The sequence below is a fragment of the Tepidiphilus thermophilus genome (assembly GCF_001418245.1).
In the GTDB taxonomy this organism is placed as follows: Bacteria; Pseudomonadota; Gammaproteobacteria; order Burkholderiales; family Rhodocyclaceae; genus Tepidiphilus; species Tepidiphilus succinatimandens.
The window spans coordinates 39,024-59,991 of the sequence record NZ_LIPU01000006.1 but is presented as its reverse complement, the minus strand read 5'-3'; the positions used below and the strand labels follow the sequence as shown (position 1 = coordinate 59,991).

Below are 20,968 nucleotides of genomic sequence, written 5' to 3'. Positions count from 1 at the left end.
AATTAAATTTCAATTTACGGACAAAGGGGACGAAAACCATAAAAAACTCGCACCATCGACTGAACTGCAATAGAAATAGCTAGAATCCACAAAAGTCAGCAAATAACTTCAACAATCAAAATGGAGCTTACAGTTGGTAAATTGAAATTTTTGCTACAATATACTCTTGCCAAGAATCACATGGAGTAGGGCCCTATGAGAAAAACGGCCCCTATTGCGTTGCCCACGCGTAATGGTACTTTTTGGCCTGCGGATGATCTGCGCTCGTGGCAAGAAGCTCCACGTGAAAGTTTCCTCGATTGGTTATCACAACAACGCATCGTCCATGATCGGCAGTTTCGACGCAGCTCAACGAAAACCTATGTGGCGATTTTTTCTTGGTGGCTCGATGCGCTCGAAAGGGAAGGGGTTGGATTGCTCGAGGCTTCTCCCAAGGATGCGGCAAAAATTTTCGCCGCTCATGAGCTCGAAGCCATATCACGCCGAAGGTATCTCCAGCTTCTCGATCGCGTGTATCGTTATCTATCCCGTATTGGTTGGCCAGGAGTACATCCTTTGCGAGAGGAACTCGCAAAAGAGAAAATCTTGGATCCCGACGATCCCGAAAGCCTGGATGAAACGGAGCTCGCCGCCGTCGTCGAACGGCTCGAAGCCTTGCCGGGTTGGCGCGGCAAGAGAGACCGGGCGGCGGCAGGTTTGCTGCTCGGTGCCGGTCTACGTGCAAACGAATTGATCGGGCTTCGCGTGGGAGATGTTTCGCCCCTGTACGAAATCGAGGTGCGGCCAAACAGCGTCCATCGGGCACATCGGACGCTCGTTTTGCCGGAAGGACCTTGGCGGACCTGGATCGACGAGTGGCAGATCGAGCGCAAGGCCTCATCCATTCCAGGAAACGTCTTTTGTCCCGCCACACGTCAAGGTTCCGCTTTTTCCGTATCGGGGCTTTTTCGCCGCGTCAATCTCTGGCTAGGCCCCCTGACGGAAACACACGAGCAGACGGGAGCAAACCTTTTGCGTAACACCTTCGCACGTTTGGCCTTGACGTGCGGCCGCTATAGTCTCGAAGAAGTGCAGGAGTTCCTCGGTCATGAAGAGCAGCGCGCTACCTTGCGCCATGTCGCGGCGCTGGGCAAGAAGGCCCGTCTAGCGGGTACACCGGTACCCGAGGTGCTCTTTCTTGCGCCCTTGAAGTAAAAGCGTGATAATTTGTATTATGTAAAATAGTCTCGGGAGACTCAGATGAACCTCAAGTCAGCTGTTATTTTCGTGATCTGCCTGTTCGGCGGCCCCCTGCTCGCCAACGCAGAAGAAATCGGTTGCGTCACCACCGCATGGAAGCTCATCGGTGCAAACCACAAGGTCTGCGTCGAGGCTTTTCACGACCCCAAGGTGCAAGGGGTGACCTGCCACGTCAGCCAGGCCAAGACAGGAGGCATTTCCGGGGCGTTCGGCGTGGCGCAAGATCCGTCACAGTTTTCCTTGGCCTGCCGGCAGACGGGTCCGATCGTATTGCCGCCGCGCCTGCCCAAAGAAGAGACGGTATTTTCCGAGGACACATCGCTGCTCTTCAAAGAGACGCGCGTGGTTCGTCTGTGGGATGAAAAAAACAATACATTGGTATATCTTGCGATCAGCAGGAAGGTCATCGAAGGCTCGCCTTTCAATAGCTTATCGACGGTTCCCGTGATGCCGTGGGGAAACCGCGGCGAGTGAGGTCGTGAGGCTGGAGGTTTGCTGGTTGGTTTGAACGCCAGCAAGTCCGTAAATTGAAATTCTTCGCGTGCGAATAACGACATTCCTTCCTTCCCCTGTGCGACCCTGGCCGTCGTGCTATATTTTCGCGATTCATTTTTCGCGACTCATCCGACAGGAGCCCCTCCATGCGCATCGAGACGATCGCCGTCCACGGCGGCTACACGCCCGACCCGACCACCAAGGCCGTGGCGGTGCCCATCTACCAGACCACGTCCTACGCCTTCGACGACACGCAGCACGGCGCCGATCTCTTCGACCTCAAGGTGCCGGGCAACATCTATACCCGCATGATGAACCCGACCTGCGACGTGCTGGAAAAGCGCGTCGCCGCCATGGAAGGCGGTATCGCGGGCCTGTCGCTCGCCTCGGGCATGGCTGCCATCACCTACGCCATCCAGACGATCGCCCAAGCCGGCGACAACGTGGTGAGTTCGGCCACCCTCTACGGCGGCACCTACAACCTCTTCGCCCATACGCTGCCCAGATACGGCATCGAGATCCGCTTCGCCGACCACCGCGACCCCGCTTCTTTCGCGCGGCTCATCGACGGCAAGACCAAGGCGATCTTCTGCGAATCGATCGGCAATCCCTTGGGCAACATCACCGACTTCGAGCGGCTCGCGGCGATCGCCCACGAGCACGGCATCCCGCTCATCGTCGACAACACCGTCCCCTCCCCTTACCTGTGCCGCCCTTTCGAGCACGGCGCCGACATCGTGGTGCATTCGCTCACCAAATACCTCGGCGGACACGGGAATTCCATCGGCGGGGTGATCGTCGACAGCGGCAAGTTTCCCTGGGCCGAGCACAAGGAACGTTTTCGCGTGCTCGTCGAACCCGATCCCTCGTACCACGGCGTAAGCTATACGGAAAGCTTCGGCGTGGCGGCCTACATCGCCCGAGCGCGCGTGGTGCCCTTGCGCAACATGGGCGCCGCCTTGAGCCCCTTCAACGCCTTCCTCATCCTGCAGGGGATCGAGACCCTGCCCTTGCGTATGGATCGCATCTGCGACAACGCCGTGCGCATCGCCAACTTCCTGCGCACTCACCCGAAAGTGGGCTGGGTCAATTACGCCGGGCTGCCGGATCATCCAGATCACGCCCTGGTGCAGAAATACCTCGGCGGCCGCGCATCCGGCATCCTCACCTTCGGCGTCAAGGGCGGACGGGAAGCCGGCGCACGCTTCCAGGATGCGCTCGAGCTCGTGACCCGGCTCGTGAACATCGGCGATGCGAAAACGCTCGCCTGCCATCCGGCGTCCACCACGCACCGCCAGCTCTCGGCCGAAGAGCTGAAAAAGGCGGGCGTGAGCGAAGACATGATCCGGCTGTCGGTAGGCATCGAGCACGTCGACGACCTGATCGCGGATCTCGACCAGGCGCTGGCCGCGGCCTGACCCTGCCCTCCCCCGCCTAGGCGGGGATGAGGCACCCCTCTCGGCGGATCAAAGCGCAACCGCCCTGCTCTCTTCCCCAGCAAGCGCATTCGCCCGTCCGATGCCGACATAGGCGATTCCCAGCCGCTCGAGCTGCAAGGGATCGTACTGGTTGCGCCCATCGAAAATCACGGGGGTCTTCAGGAGCCGCTTGATCGCCGCGAAATCGGGATGACGGAAGGGCTTCCATTCGGTCACCAGGACCATGGCATCGGCTCCGTCGAGCGCGTCGTACTGATGGCGGGTGAAGACGAGGCGGCCTTCGTCGAACCATTGCGCCGGGAATACTCGTCGTGCGTTGTCCATGGCGACTGGATCATAGGCGCGCACCCGGGCCCCGCGCTGGATCAGTCCTTCGATGAGCGGGATCGACGGCGCTTCGCGCATGTCGTCGGTTCCGGGCTTGAACGCAAGCCCCCACACGCCGAAAGTCCGTCCGGTGAGGTCTTCGCCGAAACGCGCGACGATCTTTTCTTCCAGCACGCGCTTCTGCTTCGCGTTGCGCTCTTCCACCGCCGTGAGCACTTCCGGCTCGACCCCGGCCGCCTGTGCCATGGCGATGAGCGCCTTGACGTCCTTGGGAAAACACGAGCCGCCGTAGCCGCAGCCCGGATAGATGAAGTGGTAGCCGATGCGCTGATCCGAGCCGATGCCCAAGCGGACGTTTTCGACGTCGACGCCGTAGCGCTCGCACAACGCCGCGATCTCGTTCATGAAAGAGATCTTGGTGGCGAGCATGGCGTTGGCGGCGTACTTCGTCATCTCGGCATCGCGCACGCCCATGTAAATCACGCGCTGATGGCTGCGGTTGAAGGGGGCGTAGAGCTCGGCCATGCGCTCGCGCGCCGCTTCCGAATCCGTACCGACGATGATGCGGTCCGGGCGCATGAAATCTTCGACCGCAGCGCCTTCCTTGAGGAATTCCGGGTTGGAGACGACATCGAACGGGATCGACACGCCACGTGCATCGAGCTCTGCCTGGATCGCACGGCGCACCCGCTCGGCGGTTCCCACCGGAACCGTGGATTTGTCGACGACCACGCTGTAGCGCGTAAGCCGCCGACCGATGTCGCGCGCGACCGTGAGCACGTGCTGCAGGTCGGCCGAGCCGTCTTCGAGCGGAGGGGTGCCCACGGCGATGAAGAGCACGTCGCACTCGGCCATCGCCTCGCCCAGATCGGTGGTGAAACGCAGCCGCCCTTCCTGATGGTTGCGCTCGACGATCTCGTCGAGCCCCGGCTCGTAGATGGGCAGCTTCCCGGCTTTCAGCCCCTCGATCTTGGCCGCATCGACGTCGACGCACCATACTTCATTGCCCATTTCGGCGAAACACGCCCCCGTCACGAGACCGACGTAGCCGGTCCCGATCACGCACAAATCCATTGAATTCTCCTCGATTCGTGACAACGACAAGTTACCGATCTTCCGGAGCGATCCAAACCAAGTGGTCTCGCCCGTTCTCTTTGGCCTGATAGAGCGCCCGGTCGGCACGTGCGAACACGTCGTCGATCGTGCGATCGCTGATCGAGAACGACGTGCCGCCGGCGCTCACCGTATAGCGGATCGCATGGCCATTGAAGACGACGACGCTTTGGCGAATGGTGCGCAGCAGCCGTTCGATTGCCGCCGTGGCCGCGCGATCGTCGGTTTGCGGCAACAGGATACCGAACTCCTCTCCCCCCAGCCGACCACAGACGTCCATCTGACGCAGGGTTTGTCGAATCGTCTGGGCGAAATGGCGCAGCACGGCGTCGCCCGCAGCATGTCCCAGCGTATCGTTGATCCGTTTGAAGTGATCGAGATCGATGAGGCAGAAGGAAGAACTAATCGTGAATCCAGAACGAACGACGCGCTGAAACTCCTTGTGCATGGCATCGAGAAAGGCGCGGCGGTTGGGAAGCTCGGTGAGCGGATCGGTCATGGCCATGCGCTCGAGCCGCTCCTCGAGCAGTACCTGGTCGGTGACGTCGCGATAGGTGGCGATGTAATGCAAAGGCTTCCCTGCTCTGTCGGTGACGGGCGCGATCGTCACGTCGTGGTGGCGCAATTCTCCCGTTGCCGTTTTGTTGAGCACCCGCCCTTGCCAAATCTCTCCCTGAGAGATCGTCTCCCATAATTCTCGATAAAACGATTCTGGTTGTAAGCCGCTGTGTAACAAATATCCAGCACGCGTACCGATCAGCTGATCGGCACGATAACCGGTGATCTGCTCGAGCGCTGGATTGACCCATTCGACGGTACCGTCGGCCGCCGCGATCATGATGCCTACCGGCGCATGGCGCAGCGCCGCGGTCAAGAGGCGATCTCGCTGGATTTTTTCTTCTTCCTGGGTCACGTCACGCGACACACCGATCGCACGCAACGCGCGTCCCGTCGTAGGATCGCGGTCACATACCTGGCCACGATCTTCGAGCCACAGGATGCGGCCATCCGGTGTCCGGATGCGGTAACGCTGCTGATAGACGGACGTTTTTCCCTTGAGGAGATCGATGAGGGCCGAGCGAACCTTGGGCCAATCGTCGGGATGGACGAAGGAACGCCATTGGGCAAAACTCAAGCGGACGGGCTCATTGCCCAAACCCATCCAACGGCTCCACTGGGCATCGAGCCAGGTCGTTTCATGCACGAAATCCAGATCCCACGTCGCCAGTCCGGCCGCTTCCAGGGCGAGCCGCAGGCGCGTCTCGAGTCGAGCAGGAGACGAGGCAGGATCGGACCGCATTCACGCCCCTTTTGCGGGAAGGAGCCCGCGGGCCTCGGCTTCTTCGTAGATCGCCCGCGCCACGGCCTTCCACACGGGGCCGCCGTGCAGCTCCTCCCCCATGTTCGCTGCGGAGGCCATGGTCTGGAACATGAGGGCGATGAGCCCCAAGAGCTCGGCGCGCACGCGCGGCTCGAGCGAAGACGCATAGAAATGCTGGGAGATTTTTTGCGGATCGGTGTCGAGCGCTTCTCGGGCGAGATCGCGCATCTGCTGCGCGTTCGTCGGATCCAGCCCCAGCACGGCGAGTTTGGCCGCGATGGCGTGTTCCAGCATCTCCACGTTCCGCCCCAGAAACGATGGCTGCACCATCGCGCCAGCCCTCTCATGTACCAATCGTTCAATGATAGCATGGCGGGGTAGGAGCATGGTGGGTGCTGACGGACTCGAACCGCCGACATTCGCCTTGTAAGGGCGACGCTCTACCAACTGAGCTAAGCACCCGCCTCGAGCGCCGGCAATGGTACCATCACCGGCGCTTCCTGGCAAACGCCGCGGGCTCAGTGCGGCAGTTCGGCTGCCCCCGTGCCCGCGGCGGTCGCCGTAACCGCGACCGTGGCCACAGGCGGCTCACTTGCCGGCGCGAGCGGCTCGGGCTTGCGTTCGAGGGCGAGCTCGAGCACCTGCTCGATCCAGCGCACGGGGATGATCTCCACGGCGTTCTTCACGTTGTCAGGGATCTCGGCCAGATCCTTGACGTTCTCCTCGGGAATGAGCACCTTGCGGATGCCGCCGCGCACGGCGGCAAGGAGCTTCTCCTTGAGCCCGCCGATCGCCAGCACTTCCCCCCGCAGGGTGATCTCGCCGGTCATGGCCACGTCGCAGCGCACCGGAATCTCGGTGAGCGCGGAGACGAGCGCCGTGGTGATGGCGATACCGGCCGAAGGACCGTCTTTGGGGATCGCGCCTTCGGGCAGGTGCACGTGCACGTCGGTCTTCTCGTAGAAATCCTCCGGGATGCCGAGCTTGCGCGCGCGCTTGCGCACCACGGTAATGGCCGCCTGGATGGATTCCTGCATGACCTCGCCGAGCTTGCCCGTGGTGATGACCTTGCCTTTGCCCGGCATCACCGCCGCTTCCACGGTGAGGAGTTCGCCGCCCACTTCGGTCCAGGCAAGTCCGGTGACCTGCCCCACCTGGTTCTCTTTCTCGGCCACGCCGAAGGTGTACTTGCGCACGCCGAGATAGGTCTCGAGATCGCCCGCATCCACCGTCACCGGAGCCTTCAGCGCCTTGAGCAGAATGCCCTTGACCACCTTGCGGCAGATCTTGGAGATCTCTCGCTCGAGGCTGCGCACGCCGGCTTCCCGCGTGTAGTAGCGCACGATGTCGCGGATCGCCGCGGTGGTGACGCTGAGCTCGTTCTTCTTCACGCCGTTGAGCTTCATCTGCTTGGGCAGCAGATAGCGCTCGGCGATGGCGATCTTCTCGTCCTCGGTGTAGCCGGAGAGCCGGATCACCTCCATGCGGTCCAAAAGCGGCGCCGGGATGTTGAGCGTGTTCGCCGTGGCCACGAACATCACTTCCGAGAGGTCGAAATCGACCTCGACGTAGTGGTCCTGGAAGGCGTGGTTCTGTTCGGGGTCGAGCACTTCCAGGAGCGCCGAACTCGGATCGCCGCGGAAATCCATGCCGATCTTGTCGACTTCGTCGAGCAGGAAGAGCGGGTTTTTCACGCCGACCTTGATGAGGCTCTGGATGATGCGCCCCGGCATGGCGCCGATGTAGGTGCGCCGATGGCCGCGGATTTCGGCTTCATCCCGCACCCCACCCAGGGCCATACGCACGAACTTGCGCCCCGTGGCACGCGCCATCGACTGCCCGAGCGAGGTCTTGCCCACGCCGGGAGGACCGACCAGGCACAGGATGGGGGCTTTGACGACGTCGACGCGCTTTTGTACCGCCAGGTATTCGACGATCCGCTCCTTGACTTTCTCCAGGCCGTAGTGATCGGCATCGAGGATTTTCTGCGCCTTGGCCAGATCGAGCGTGACCTTGGTCTTCTTGTTCCAGGGCAGGCTCACGAGCACGTCGAGGTAGTTGCGCACCACCGTGGCCTCGGCCGACATGGGCGACATCATGCGCAGCTTCTTGAGTTCGGCCTCGGCCTTTTCCTGCACCTCCTTGGGCATTCCCGCGGCCTTGATCTTCTTCTCGAGCTCTTCGAGCTCGGCCTGTTCGTCGCCTTCGCCGAGTTCCTTCTGGATGGCCTTGACCTGCTCGTTGAGGTAGAACTCGCGCTGCGATTTTTCCATCTGCCGCTTGACGCGGCTACGGATGCGCTTCTCGACTTCGAGAATGTCGATCTCGGCCTCGAGCAGCGCCAAGAGCCGCTCCATGCGCGGCACGAGGGCGAGGATCTCGAGCAGCTCCTGCTTCTTGTCGAGCTTGAGCGGCAGATGGGCCGCGATGATGTCGGTGAGATGCTCGGGATCTTCGAGCGCGGCGAGCGAGGCGACGAGCTCCTGCGGCAGCTTCTGGTTGAGCTTGACGTACTCTTCGAAAGCGGAGAGCAGCGAGCGGCGCAGGGCCTCGGTCTCGCGGGCATCGCCGGTCTGGGTTTCCAGCGGCTCGGCCAGGGCGACGAAGGTGTCGCCTTCTTCGAGAATGCGTGCAAAGCGCGCGCGCTGCCGCCCTTCGATGAGCACCTTGACCGTGCCGTCGGGCAGCTTGAGCATCTGCAGCACATGGGCGATGCACCCGAGCGTGAAAATGTCGTCGGGACCGGGATCGTCCTTGGCGGCGTCTTTCTGCGTGGCGAGTACGAGCCGTCCGCCGTTTTCCATGGCGCGCTCGAGCGCCTTGATGGACTTGGGCCGCCCAACGAAGAGCGGGATGACCATGTGCGGGAACACCACCACGTCGCGCAAGGGCAGCAGCGGCAGGTGTTCGAGGGTTTTCCCCTGGGTTTGGATGAGCTCTGTCATGAGTGGAAATCCTGATGAGGCGAGGAATCGCTACCGTGCAATATGGTAGCTTGAACGGCAAAAATCAAGGGGAGAAAAAAGCACATTGGCGGCGGGGCCGAAACGGCCCCGCACCGAAGAGAGAAAAACGAAACGTCGAACTTCAGTTGGCGCCGCTGACGCGGGCTTCTTCGCCGCTGAGCTTGAGGGGGGGTGTGCCCTGCGTCACGGTGGATTCCTCGATGAGGATCTTGTGCACGCCTTCGCTGCTGAGGTTGGGGAGCTCGAACATCAGGTCGAGCAACACCTCTTCCATGATGGAGCGCAGCCCGCGCGCGCCGGTGCGCCGTTCGATGGCTTTACGGGCGATCGCCCGGATCGCGCCGGGGGTGAATTCGAGCGCCACGCCTTCCATCTCGAAGAGCTTGCGATACTGCTTGACGAGGGCATTCTTCGGCTCGGTGGCGATGCGCATGAGCGCCTCTTCGTCGAGCTCCTCGAGCGGCACGATCACCGGCAGACGCCCGACGAACTCGGGAATCAAGCCGAAGCGCACGAGATCGTCGGGTTCGACCTGGCGCAGCAGTTCGGATTTCTTGCGCTCTTTCTTGCTCGCGACCATGGCGCCGAACCCGATGCCGGCGGCTTCCGTGCGCCGCTCGACGATCTTCTCCAGCCCCTCGAAGGCGCCACCGCAGATGAAGAGGATGTTGGTGGTGTCGAGCTGGATGAAGTCCTGGTTCGGGTGCTTGCGCCCGCCTTGAGGCGGCACGGAAGCCACCGTGCCTTCGATGAGCTTCAAGAGCGCCTGCTGCACGCCTTCGCCGGAGACGTCGCGGGTGATGGAGGGGTTCTCGGACTTGCGCGTGATCTTGTCGATCTCGTCGATGAAGACGATGCCCCGCTGGGCACGCTCGACGTCGAAGTCGCAGGTTTGAAGCAGGCGGGCGAGGATGTTCTCCACGTCTTCACCCACGTAGCCTGCCTCGGTGAGCGTGGTGGCGTCGGCGATGGCAAAGGGCACGTCCAGCTTGCGCGCAAGGGTCTGCGCGAGCAGGGTCTTGCCCGAACCGGTAGGGCCGATGAGCAGGATGTTGCTCTTGGCGATCTCCACGTCGTCGTCGCGGCCGGCGAGCGCCAGACGCTTGTAGTGGTTGTAGACCGCTACCGAGAGCACGCGCTTGGCGTAGTCCTGGCCGATGACGTACTGGTCGAGATAATCGACGAGCTCCCTGGGCGTGGGCAAGTGCCCTGTGTGCCCTTCCCCTTCGCCCAGGTCTTCCGCCAACTCCTGACGCACGATGTCGTTGCACAACTCGATGCACTCGTTGCAGATGTACACCGACGGGCCGGCGATGAGTTTCTTGACCTCGTGCTGGCTCTTGCCACAGAAGGAACAGTAGAATTCGCCGTTGTCGCTGCGTTTATTCTTCGCCATGGTTCCTCAGATGTCTTCGCGACGGATCAGGACCTTGTCGACCAGGCCATACTTCACGGCTTCTTCCGCGTCCATGAAGTTGTCCCGCTCGGTGTCGCGCTCGACGCGCTCGACGTCGTTGCCGGTGTGAAACGCCAGGAGCTCGTTGAGCTTGGCCTTGATTTTGAGAATCTCGCGGGCGTGGATCTCGATGTCGGTGGCCTGTCCCTGAAAACCACCCAGGGGCTGGTGGATCATCACGCGGGAATTCGGCAGGCAGTAGCGCTTGCCTCTGGCACCTGCCGCGAGCAGGAAGGCGCCCATGCTCGCCGCCTGGCCGATGCACAGGGTGCTCACGTCGGGCTTGATGAACTGCATGGTGTCGTAGATGGCCATGCCGGCCGTGACCGAGCCGCCCGGCGAGTTGATGTAGAAGTGGATGTCCTTGTCCGGGTTCTCGGATTCGAGAAAGAGGAGCTGTGCGACGACGAGGCTCGCGACCGCATCGTCGACGGGGCCGACGAGAAAGACCACGCGCTCCTTGAGCAGGCGCGAGTAGATGTCGTAGGCGCGCTCGCCGCGACCGCTTTGCTCCACCACCATCGGCACGAGGCCGAGCCCGAGCGGGGTGTTCGCCTCAAAGGATTGTTTCATGGTTCCTCACGCAGGAATTCGTTCAATTGTAGTTGACGCGAAAACGCGCGGCGGGTTCGCGCGGCGAACAAACTTCGCCCGCCGAACGTCGCGGCCGCGCGGGTTTGCCCATCTTCAGGCGGGGCGCTGCGTCATGAACTCGTCGAACTCGACGGGCTTGTCGACCACCTGAACCTGCTCGAGCACCCATTGCACGACGTTGTTCTCGATCGCCACCGCTTCCACCGACACCAGGCGCTCCGGATCGGAATAATACCAATTGACCATCACCTCTGGGTGCTCGTACTCGGCGGCCACCTCTTCGACGAGGGCGCGCACCTGCTCCGGTTTCGCCTGAAGTTCATGGCGCTTGACGAGCTCGCCGATGACGAGGCCGAGCTTGACGCGGCGGCGGGCCTCTTCTTCGAAGAGCTGCGGCGAGAGCTCGAGCTTGCCGGCGTCGAACCCGCGCATGCTCAGGTCACGCCGCATGCGCTCGACGAGCTGTTCGGCTTCGGTCTCGACGAGGGCGCTCGGCACGGCGAAGTCGTGGGCGGAGAGCAGCAGATCGAAGACCTGTTTCTTTACTTCGTTGTCGATGCGCTGCTTGAGTTCGCGCTCGAGCGAGGCGCGGATCTCGTCGCGCAACTTTTGCACGTCGCCATCCTCGATGCCGAGCGCACGGGCAAAGTCGGCATCGACCGCGGGCAATTCGGGCTCTTCGACTCGATGCACCGTGAGCTCGAACTGCAGCGTCTGGCCGGCGAACTTGTTGTCCTCGCCTTCAGGGAAGGTTACCTCGAAGGTTTTGGTTTCGCCAGCCCGCATGCCGATCGGCGCCTTCTCGATATCTTCGAGCAAAGCGCCAGCGCCGATGACGAAGGGGAAGTTTTCGACTTGGCCGTTCTCGACCACCTCGCCATCCTTGCGCGCGGTATAAGAGACGGTGACGCGATCGCCTTCCTGCGCCGGCCGGTCGACTTCGTGGTACGTGGTGCGCTGCTTGCGCAGGCGCTCGAGGGTCTTGTCGATTTCGGCCTCGGTGATCTCGAGCCGCGGACGTTCGACCGTGCGGCCGGAGAGATCGGCGGGTTCGACTTCGGGGTAGACTTCGAAGCGGGCCGTGAAGGCGAGAATCGCCGCATCGGCCGATTCGGCGGGTTCGATGCGGAAACCGCCCGCCACGCGCAAGCCTTCGCGGGCGACGGCTTCGTTGAAGGTGCGCTCGATCGCCTCGCTCACGGCTTCGGTCCACATTTCGTTGCCATACATCTGCTTGACGAGGCGCATCGGCACCTTGCCCGGACGAAACCCAGGCATCTTGACGGTGGGTGCGATGCGTTTGAGGCGCTTTTCGGCGTCTTTCTCGACGTCGGCCACGGGAATGTTGAGCGTGAGCGAACGTTCGAGCGGATTGGCGGGTTGTTGCGCGGGCGTCTGTTCGGCGACTTCCATCCGAGTTCCTTGCATTCGTGGGTGAAGAAAACGGTTTTTCATTCTAACATGGTTTGATCTCCAGCCAGGAGTCGCATCATGCCTTTCGCGCCCTTTTCCCCTTTCATTGCGCCCCTTTCTTCCCGCCCCTTGCTCCGTCTGAAGGAGATCCGGGCGATCGAGGCGGTGGAAGTCCCCTTGGCCGATCCGCCGCTGATGGAGCGTGCCGGGGCGGCGATCGCCCGCTCGGTGATCGCGCACGTCCCTCCGGGCGGTTTGGTGTGCATCCTGTGCGGACCGGGCAACAACGGGGGGGACGGGTTCGTGGCGGCACGTCGGCTGCTCGCCCTCGGACGACGCGCCGTGGTGATCGGCTGCTTCGACGCGACGCGCATGGAAGGCGAAGCCGCGGCGGCGCGCGCCGCCTTTCTCTCGGCTGGCGGCACCGTGCTTCCTGGTCCGGAAGCGCTCGACGAGCGGCCGGCAGCGATCGTGGATGCCCTCTTCGGCATCGGCCTTGCCCGCCCCATCGGCGAGCCCTACGCCTCATGGATCGAGTGGGGTTCGCGGCAGACGGCGTTCAAACTGGCAGTAGACGTCCCCAGCGGGCTCGATGCCGACACAGGGCGCTGCACGGGGCCATGTTTCGAGGCAAACGCCACCCTGACCTTCCTCGCCGACAAGCCAGGTCTGCACACGCTCGACGGCCCGGATCGGGCCGGTGTGGTCATGGTCGATGCGCTGGGAGTCGATGCCTCACGCCACGACCTGGGACGGGGGCGTTTGCTCGGGCTGGACGCCTTCGCCGGCCACCTGCGGCCGCGGCGCAAGAACACCCACAAGGGCAGTTTCGGCCACGTGCTGGTGGTGGGGGGCGCGCCGCGCATGAGCGGAGCGGCCTTCCTGGCGGGGCACGCGGCGCTCGCCACCGGCGCCGGCAAGGTGACCCTGTGCGCGCTCGACCCGAACATTCTCTCCTTCAGTCCAGTGCATCCGGAGTTGATGGTGGGAAACGCGATTCCCGAGCGCGGCGTCGATGTCCTCGTCGTCGGGCCGGGCTTGGGCGCCTCGGCCGAAGCCCGCGCCCAGCTCGCGCGACTACTGCCTTCCTCTCTGCCGCTCGTGCTCGACGCCGACGGGCTCAATCGCCTGGCCGTCGACGCCGAATTGCAGGAGTCCCTGCGCTCACGCTCGATTCCGGCAATCCTCACGCCCCACCCCATGGAGGCCGCGCGACTGCTCGGTACCGAGGTGGCCGCCGTGCAGCGCGACCGCATCGCCGCCGCGCAGGAACTCGCCCAGCGCTACCGGGCGCATGTCGTGCTCAAGGGCTGCGGCTCGGTCGTGGCCGACCCCGACGGCGCCTGGGCGATCAACCCCACGGGGAATCCGGGCATGGCGAGCGCCGGCATGGGCGACGTACTGAGCGGCCTGCTGGGGGCGCTACTCGCCCAGGGCTGGCCGGTACCGCTGGCGGCGCGCTTCGGCCCATTCCTCCATGGCGCCGCGGCCGATCGGCTCGTTGCAGAAGGGATCGGCCCGATCGGGATCACTGCCAGCGAGACGGTGAGCGCGGCGCGGCGCCTGCTGAACGAATGGTCGGTGCGGGCTTGAGCGCCGCCTGGTGCGGCCTCTATTCGAGCTGTCCCCAGGGGCGGACACGCTCTTCCTCCCACCAGGTCATCGTCTGCACCAGTTCGGCGAGCGAATCGCTCGCCATCTTTTCCATCACGCGGGCACGATAGACCTCCACCGTCTTGATCGAGATACCCAGATCGTCTGCAACCTGCTTGTTGAGGCGACCCGCGACGATGAGCGCGAGCACTTCGCGTTCGCGCTGCGACAGGCTCGCGAGGCGCCGCTCGATCTCCTGGCGCCGGCGCTGCCGCTCGCGCAAGGTGCGTGAACGCCCGAGCGCCTCCTCGATGCGATCGAGAAGCTGTGCGTCGGAAAACGGTTTTTCCAGGAAGTCGACTGCCCCCTTGCGCAACAGGCGTACCGCCATGGGAATGTCGCCGTGTCCGGTGATGAAGATCACCGCCAGCGGCAGCTCGCGCCGGCGCAACTCATCGAAGAGTTCCAGTCCGCTCATGCCGGGCATGCGCACGTCGAGCAGCACGCAGCCGCCGTCCTGCGGTCCGACGGCAGCAAGGAAACTCGCCGCATCGACGTAGGTGCGCACACAATGGCCGCTGCCTTCGAGCAGCCACTGCAGGGAATCGCGCATCGCCTCGTCGTCGTCGACGACATGCACGAGGCGCCCTTCCTCCATCCCGTTCATTTCCTCATTCCTCCAGCGGCAGGGTGAAGCGAAACACCGTCCCCCCTTGGGGATTGTCCTCCACCATGAGCCGTCCCTCATGGAATTCGACGATGGAGCGGCAGATCTTCAGGCCCATGCCCAGACCGTCGGGTTTGGTGGTGAAAAAGGAGGTGAAGATCTGCTCGCGTTCTTCCGGCGAGAGGCCGCGGCCGCGATCGATCACGGCCACGGCCACGTGGCGTTCGTCCTGACGTGCCGCCTGTACCCGGATCTGGCGCGCAGCCGGCCTCGTGCGCGCCATCGCTTCGATGCCGTTGCGGATCAGATTCACCAGAACTTGCTCGATGAGGATCTGGTCGGCGCGCACCGGCGGCAGCACCTCGGGAAGCTCCACCAGAAGACGCACGTTGTGCCGCTTGGCCTCGGGTGTCATGATCTCGACGGCCCCCTCTACAATTTCGGCAAGCGGCACCGACTCGCGCCGCGGTTCGGACTTGCGCACGAAGTCGCGGATGCGGTTGAGGATGGAGCCGGCGCGCTCGGCCTGCGTCGCCGCTTTCTCGAGCACGGCACGCGCGGCCGCCTCGTCGAGCCGACCCTGCTCCAGCCGGCTCATGCCGCCGCGACAATAATTGGCGATCGCCGCGAGTGGCTGGTTGAGCTCGTGCGCGAGGGTCGACGCCATCTCGCCCATGGTGATGAGCCGCGCCGTCTGCTGCAGTTGGGCCTGGCGCTGCAGCTCCAGCGCGCGCAGATGCTGATGAACGGTGATGTCGGTGGCGATCGCCATGCGCACGATGCGCCCATCGACCCAGCGCGTGAGCTGCTCGTGCACATGGTACCAGCGCCCGGACTCGGGATGCTGCACTTCGCCGTCGAACAGCTCGCGGGGTAGCGTCTCTTCGTCGGGATGGGCATCCTCCGGTTCGAGAGAGAACGGTCGAGGCACGCCCAAGGCCGACGCCCGCTGTCCCACCGCGTCGAAACCATAGATGCGCTTGAATGCCCGGTTGGCGAAGAGGATCTCGTCGCTTTCCCAGTCTGCCACGAAGACCGCGGCATCGAGCCCCTCCAGCACCGCAGCGAAACGGCGTTGGGCCGCTTCGAGCGCGGCGCGCACCCGCCGCGCCTCGGTCACGTCGGTCACGGCCGCCATCCAGCCGGTGTGCCGCCCCTCGCCATCGATGAGCGGAGAGAGGTAAAAACGCACGTCGAGCCGCTCGCCGTCCTTGCGCCGGATGCGCATGTCGAACCCCTCGGGAGGGAAACGGCCCGCGAGCGTCATGCGCAGGCTCTCCCAGCACGTCTCGAGCGATTCCTCCGGCCAATAGGGAAACGGTGGCCCGCACCCGAGCAGTTCTTCCTCCGTGAACCCCACCAATCGGCAGAAGGCGGGGTTCACATAGATGATGCGCCCCTGCAGATCGATCGCCCGCAGGCCGGTGACGAGGGATTCCTCCATCGCGCGGCGAAAGGCCATCTCGGCCTGCAGCGCCTGCTCGGTCTGTTTTGCTCGGGTGATGTCATGAGCGATGGCGTAGCAGGCATCCTCGTCATTGACCGGGTTGATGTGCCACGACAGCCAACGATATTCGCCGGTAATACCATGCATGCGGGCGACGAATTCCACCGCCTCGCCGCTCGAGAGCCGGCGCAGGGCCGACATCGTTTCGGCCAAGTCGTCGTGGTGCACCAGATCGATGAGCGACTTGCCCTGCAGCATCCTCTCGGTATAGCCGAGCACTCGGGGGAACGCCGCATTGCAGCGCAGGATCTTTCCGTCTTGCCCCAGCACTGCCAGCAGGTCGAGCGAAAAATGGAAGAGCCGGTCCCGCTCGCGTTCGAGCCGCCTCAGGGCCAAACCACGCTGCCGAATGCGAACGAGGAGCACGATCACCCACGCTCCCAGAGCAGCGATCACCAGCAGCATGGTCAGCATCTCGGCGTTGACGCCGGTGGCGGCTTCCGAAGCGCCCCACTGGTAAAGCATGGCTCCGGCGCCTAACATGATCAGGGCAAACAGGGCCCCTGCGGCGCCAAAACGCACAGGGGCATCGTCGCGCGAGGAACTGACGGGGAGACTGGTCTTCATCGGTAGGTGGGAACGCACGGAGACGGAAAAATTCCTCGACCGACAATGTCGCGCATTCCTGGCCATTCCACCACTAGGGGAAACCCGTAGTCATGCCACCGTCTCTTCGTGCTGCAGCGCACGATTGCGCTTCGTGAAATTAAATTTTATATTGCGGGATGTACACCGCAAAAGGAGCCGCTCATGTCCGTCCAGTCCCAGCACCACGTCCATCCGGATCCGGATCCCGAAGAAACACGCGAGTGGTTGGACGCGCTCGACGCCGTCCTCAAACACGAAGGCCCGGAGCGGGCGCACGCGCTCCTCGAGACCTTGATCGAAGAGGCCCGAGAACACGGCGTTGACATTCCCTATTCGGCCAACACCGCCTACATCAACACCATCCCGGTCGAACTGCAGCCGCCTTATCCGGGCGACCCCGATCTGGAAATCAAGATCCACTCGTACATCCGCTGGAATGCGATGGCCATGGTGGTACGTGCCAACCGCGATTCCAACGTGGGCGGGCATATCGCTTCCTTCGCCTCGGCCGCCGTGCTCTACGACGTGGGGTTCAACCACTTTTTCCATGCGCCGAACGAAAAGCATCCAGGGGACCTCGTCTTCTTCCAGGGACACTCCGCTCCGGGCATCTACGCGCGCGCCTTCATGCTCGGCCGGCTCACGCAAGAGCAGCTCATCAGCTATCGGCGCGAGATCGACGGCAAGGGGCTTTCCTCCTATCCCCACCCCTGGCTGATGCCGGCCTTCTGGCAATTTCCCACCGTCTCCATGGGGCTGGGTCCCATCCAGGCGATCTATCAGGCGCGCTTCATCAAGTATCTCGCCTGCCGGGGTTTGCTCGACGCGGAACGAGCCGCCAAGCGCAAAGTGTGGTGTTTCATCGGCGACGGGGAAGTCGACGAGGTCGAGACCTTGGGCGCGATCGGTATGGCAGCGCGCGAGAAGCTCGACAATCTCATCTTCGTCATCAACTGCAACCTGCAGCGGCTCGACGGTCCGGTGCGCGGCAACGGCAAGATCATCCAGGAACTGGAAGCCGAGTTCCGCGGCGCCGGCTGGAACGTCATCAAGGTGATCTGGGGCTCGCGCTGGGACGCGCTCTTTGCCCGCGACAAGCAGGGCATCCTGAAAAAGCGCCTCATGGAGCTGTGCGACGGCGACTACCAGACGTTCCGCGCCAAGAATGGGGCCTACATCCGCGAGCACCTCTTCAACACCCCCGAGCTGAAAGCACTGGTGGCCGACTGGACCGACGAGGAAATCTGGGAACTCAACCGCGGCGGCCACGACATCTTCAAGGTGCACGCCGCCTACAAGGCCGCTGTCGAGCACCAGGGGCAGCCGACGGTGATCCTCGCCAAGACCATCAAGGGCTACGGCATGGGCCAGGCGGGCGAGGCGATGAACATCGCCCACCAGGCAAAGAAAATGGATCACGACGCGATCCGCAGTTTCCGCGACCGTTTCCGTCTCCCGGTCCCCGACGACCAGATCGATGCGCTGCCTTTCCTCACTTTCGCGCCCGACTCGCCCGAGGCGCGCTACATGCACGAACGGCGCCAGGCGCTGGGCGGCTATCTGCCGCAGCGGCGGCAGAAAGCGAGCGAATCGCTGGAAATTCCGCCGCTCGAATCGTTTGCCTCATTCTTTGCCGGCAGCGGCGAAGGGCGCGAGATCTCCACGACCATGGCGCTGGTGCGCATGATGATCCAGCTCATGCGCGACAAGAAGATCGGCAAGCGCGTGGTGCCCATCGTGCCGGACGAGTCGCGCACCTTCGGCATGGAGGGAATGTTCCGCCAGTTCGGCATCTGGAACCAGGAAGGGCAGAAGTACGTTCCCGAGGATCATGACCAGCTGATGTTCTACAAGGAGTCGCGCGACGGCCAGATCCTGGAGGAGGGGATCAACGAAGCGGGCGCGACGAGCGACTGGATCGCGGCGGCCACGAGCTACAGCGTGCACGACGTGATCACGATCCCCTTCTACATCTTCTATTCCATGTTCGGCTTCCAGCGCACGATGGATCTCATCTGGGCGGCGGGAGATCAGCGCGCCCGGGGCTTTCTCATCGGCGGCACCTCGGGGCGCACGACGCTGAACGGGGAGGGGCTGCAGCACGAGGACGGCCACAGCCACGTGCTCGCGCACGTCGTGCCCAACTGCATCAGCTACGACCCGACCTTCCAGTACGAACTCGCCGTGATCGTGCACGAAGGCTTGCGGCGCATGATGGCGGAGCAGGAAGACGTCTTCTACTACATCACCGTGCTCAACGAGAACTACGAGCATCCGCCCATGCCCGAAGGCGAGAGCGTGCGCGAGGACATTCTCAAGGGAATGTATCTGCTGCGCGCTGCCCCGGCCGGCGACGCGCCCCGCGTGCAGCTCATGGGGTGCGGCTCCATCCTGCGCGAAGTGATGGCCGCGGCCGACATCCTGCGCGAGGACTGGGGCGTGGCCGCCGACGTGTGGAGCTGCACGAGCTTCAACGAGCTCGCCCGCGACGGCCAGGATACGGTGCGCTGGAACCTGCTGCATCCGCTGGAAGCGCCGCGCAAGAGCCACGTCGAGCAGAAGCTCTCCGGGCACCGCGGACCAGCGGTGGCGGCGACCGACTACGTCAAGCTCTTTGCCGAGCAGATCCGTCCCTTCGTCAAGCGCACCTATTACACGCTGGGCACCGACGGCTTCGGGCGCTCCGATACCCGCGAGAAGCTGCGATTCCATTTCGAGGTCGATCGGCATTGGGTGACGCTCGCCGCGCTCATGGCACTTGCCGAAGACGGCGAACTGCCGCGGCGCAAGGTGGCCGAGGCCATCGTCCGCTACGGCATCGATCCCGCCAAACCCAACCCGCGCACGGCCTAAAGGAGATTCCCGATGGCATCCCTCATCGAAGTGAAGGTACCGGACATCGGCGACTATCACGACGTGCCGGTGATCGAGGTATTGGTCAAGCCCGGCGACGTGCTCGCGCCCGAAGATCCGATCTGCACCCTCGAATCGGACAAGGCCACCATGGACGTGCCCTGCCCCGTGGCCGGCGTCGTGCGCGAAGTGCTCGTCAAGGTCGGCGACAAAGTCTCCGAAGGCACTCCCATCGTCCGCCTCGAAGCCAGCGAGGCAGGCAAACAGGCCGAGGCGCCCGCCGCTGCGGCGATGCCGGCCGAGCCTCGCGCCGAAGCAGCCACGCCGGCACCAGCAACCGCTGGCGAAACGCCTTCCCCTGCCGAGCCGACTCGATCGGCTCCTGCCGTCGGCACGACCGCCTGGGCGCCAGTGGCCGAACCCGCGGCGCCTTCTCCCGTTGCGCCCACACCGATCCAGCTCGGGGGCAAGGTCCACGCCAGCCCCGTCGTGCGGGCTTTTGCCCGCGAGCTCGGCGTCGATCTCTCCAAGGTCACTGCGTCCGGGCCGAACGGCCGCATCCTGCGTGAGGATGTCCTCGCCTACGTCAAGCGCGTGATGCAGGGCGAAGCCGAGTCGCAGCCCAAGGCGGGGGGCGGCACGCTGCTTGCCGGCCTGGAGCTGCCTCCCTGGCCCAAGGTCGACTTCGCCAAGTTCGGCCCCATCGAAGTCAAGGAGCTGGGGCGGATCAAGAAGATCTCGGCGGCGAATCTTGCGCGCAACTGGATCATGATCCCGGCGGTCACCTACCACGACGAGGCCGACGTCACCGAGCTCGAAGCCTTCCGCCGCGAGCTCAACCGCGAGCACGAAAAGGAAGGGATCAAGTTCACCATGCTCGCCTTCCTCATCAAGGCGGCGGTGGCGGCGCTGCAGCGCTTCCCCGACATGAACACCAGCCTCGACGGGGACAAGCTCGTGTATAAGCGCTACTACCACATCGGCTTTGCCGCCGACACACCGCAAGGGCTGGTGGTGCCGGTGCTGAAAGAGGCCGACAAGAAGGGGCTGCGCGAGATCGCGGTCGAGACGGCCGAGCTCGCCCGCAAGGCGCGCGAAGGCAAGCTCAAGCCGGCCGAGATGCAGGGGGCCACCTTCACCATCTCCAGCCTGGGAGGGATCGGCGGCACGGGCTTCGCGCCCATCATCAACGCGCCGGAAGTGGCGATCCTGGGCGTGAACAAGATCGCCGTCAAGCCGGTATGGGACGGCAAGGCGTTCGTGCCGCGCCAGATCCTGCCGCTGTCGCTCACGGCGGATCATCGCGTCATCGACGGGGCTTACGCCACGCGCTTCACCACCCACCTTGCCCAGCTGCTCGCCGATTTCCGGCGGGTACTGCTCTAAAGCGGAGGCGA

Annotated in this window: 15 protein-coding genes and 1 tRNA gene; 6 read left to right on the top strand and 10 right to left on the bottom strand. The window is 63.6% G+C overall.

Annotated elements, in window-relative coordinates; all coding sequences use genetic code 11:
* Window positions 1-195: 195 nt before the first annotated feature.
* The 3 genes from ASC37_RS11260 to ASC37_RS06480 all read left to right on the top strand — a co-directional run bounded on the left by ASC37_RS11260 (window position 196) and on the right by ASC37_RS06480 (window position 3,152).
* Window positions 196-1,194: a tyrosine-type recombinase/integrase gene (locus ASC37_RS11260; RefSeq protein WP_082438402.1), complete on the top strand. Its 999-nt coding sequence runs from the start codon at window positions 196-198 to the stop codon at window positions 1,192-1,194.
* Window positions 1,195-1,239: 45 nt separating this feature from the next.
* The gene (locus ASC37_RS06485) at window positions 1,240-1,713 is read left to right on the top strand and encodes a CreA family protein (protein ID WP_055423594.1); all 474 of its coding nucleotides are present in this window, start codon (window positions 1,240-1,242) and stop codon (window positions 1,711-1,713) included.
* 167 nt (window positions 1,714-1,880) lie between these two features.
* Window positions 1,881-3,152: a bifunctional O-acetylhomoserine aminocarboxypropyltransferase/cysteine synthase gene (locus ASC37_RS06480; RefSeq protein WP_055423593.1), complete on the top strand. Its 1,272-nt coding sequence runs from the start codon at window positions 1,881-1,883 to the stop codon at window positions 3,150-3,152.
* Window positions 3,153-3,200: 48 nt separating this feature from the next.
* Here the strand turns inward: ASC37_RS06480 and ASC37_RS06475 are convergent, their stop codons facing one another.
* The 8 genes from ASC37_RS06475 to tig all read right to left on the bottom strand — a co-directional run bounded on the left by ASC37_RS06475 (window position 3,201) and on the right by tig (window position 12,363).
* Window positions 3,201-4,574 (bottom strand): UDP-glucose dehydrogenase family protein, encoded by a 1,374-nt coding sequence (locus tag ASC37_RS06475; RefSeq protein WP_055423592.1) that lies wholly within the window; start codon window positions 4,572-4,574, stop codon window positions 3,201-3,203.
* Window positions 4,575-4,605: 31 nt separating this feature from the next.
* Window positions 4,606-5,913: a sensor domain-containing diguanylate cyclase gene (locus ASC37_RS06470; RefSeq protein WP_055423591.1), complete on the bottom strand. Its 1,308-nt coding sequence runs from the start codon at window positions 5,911-5,913 to the stop codon at window positions 4,606-4,608.
* Complete coding sequence (locus ASC37_RS06465) at window positions 5,914-6,228, bottom strand: hypothetical protein (RefSeq protein WP_141654653.1); 315 nt, start codon at window positions 6,226-6,228, stop codon at window positions 5,914-5,916. It abuts the gene before it with no gap.
* A gap of 92 nt (window positions 6,229-6,320) precedes the next feature.
* A tRNA-Val gene (locus ASC37_RS06460) sits at window positions 6,321-6,396 on the bottom strand.
* Window positions 6,397-6,452: 56 nt separating this feature from the next.
* Complete coding sequence (gene lon / locus ASC37_RS06455; RefSeq protein WP_055423589.1) at window positions 6,453-8,879, bottom strand: endopeptidase La; 2,427 nt, start codon at window positions 8,877-8,879, stop codon at window positions 6,453-6,455.
* A 142-nt stretch (window positions 8,880-9,021) separates the two neighbouring features.
* Window positions 9,022-10,296, bottom strand: a complete 1,275-nt coding sequence (clpX, locus tag ASC37_RS06450; RefSeq protein WP_055423588.1) for an ATP-dependent Clp protease ATP-binding subunit ClpX — start codon at window positions 10,294-10,296, stop codon at window positions 9,022-9,024.
* A gap of 6 nt (window positions 10,297-10,302) precedes the next feature.
* Entirely contained in the window at window positions 10,303-10,929 is a 627-nt protein-coding gene (gene clpP, locus ASC37_RS06445; protein WP_055423587.1) for an ATP-dependent Clp endopeptidase proteolytic subunit ClpP, read from the bottom strand.
* A gap of 114 nt (window positions 10,930-11,043) precedes the next feature.
* Entirely contained in the window at window positions 11,044-12,363 is a 1,320-nt protein-coding gene (tig, locus tag ASC37_RS06440) for a trigger factor (RefSeq protein WP_055423586.1), read from the bottom strand.
* Window positions 12,364-12,441: 78 nt separating this feature from the next.
* Between tig and ASC37_RS06435 the strand changes: the two genes are divergently transcribed.
* Window positions 12,442-13,956: a bifunctional ADP-dependent NAD(P)H-hydrate dehydratase/NAD(P)H-hydrate epimerase gene (locus ASC37_RS06435; RefSeq protein WP_055423585.1), complete on the top strand. Its 1,515-nt coding sequence runs from the start codon at window positions 12,442-12,444 to the stop codon at window positions 13,954-13,956.
* A gap of 19 nt (window positions 13,957-13,975) precedes the next feature.
* Here the strand turns inward: ASC37_RS06435 and ASC37_RS06430 are convergent, their stop codons facing one another.
* Window positions 13,976-14,623: a response regulator transcription factor gene (locus ASC37_RS06430; protein ID WP_088178275.1), complete on the bottom strand. Its 648-nt coding sequence runs from the start codon at window positions 14,621-14,623 to the stop codon at window positions 13,976-13,978.
* A gap of 4 nt (window positions 14,624-14,627) precedes the next feature.
* The gene (locus ASC37_RS06425) at window positions 14,628-16,595 is read right to left on the bottom strand and encodes a PAS domain-containing sensor histidine kinase (protein ID WP_198289030.1); all 1,968 of its coding nucleotides are present in this window, start codon (window positions 16,593-16,595) and stop codon (window positions 14,628-14,630) included.
* A gap of 285 nt (window positions 16,596-16,880) precedes the next feature.
* On the opposite strand from ASC37_RS06425, the gene aceE reads away from it, so the two are divergent.
* On the top strand, window positions 16,881-19,571 hold the full coding sequence (gene aceE, locus ASC37_RS06420) for a pyruvate dehydrogenase (acetyl-transferring), homodimeric type (protein ID WP_055423583.1): 2,691 nt from the start codon (window positions 16,881-16,883) through the stop codon (window positions 19,569-19,571).
* A 12-nt stretch (window positions 19,572-19,583) separates the two neighbouring features.
* The gene (gene aceF / locus ASC37_RS06415) at window positions 19,584-20,957 is read left to right on the top strand and encodes a dihydrolipoyllysine-residue acetyltransferase (protein WP_055423582.1); all 1,374 of its coding nucleotides are present in this window, start codon (window positions 19,584-19,586) and stop codon (window positions 20,955-20,957) included.
* Window positions 20,958-20,968 lie beyond the last annotated feature (11 nt).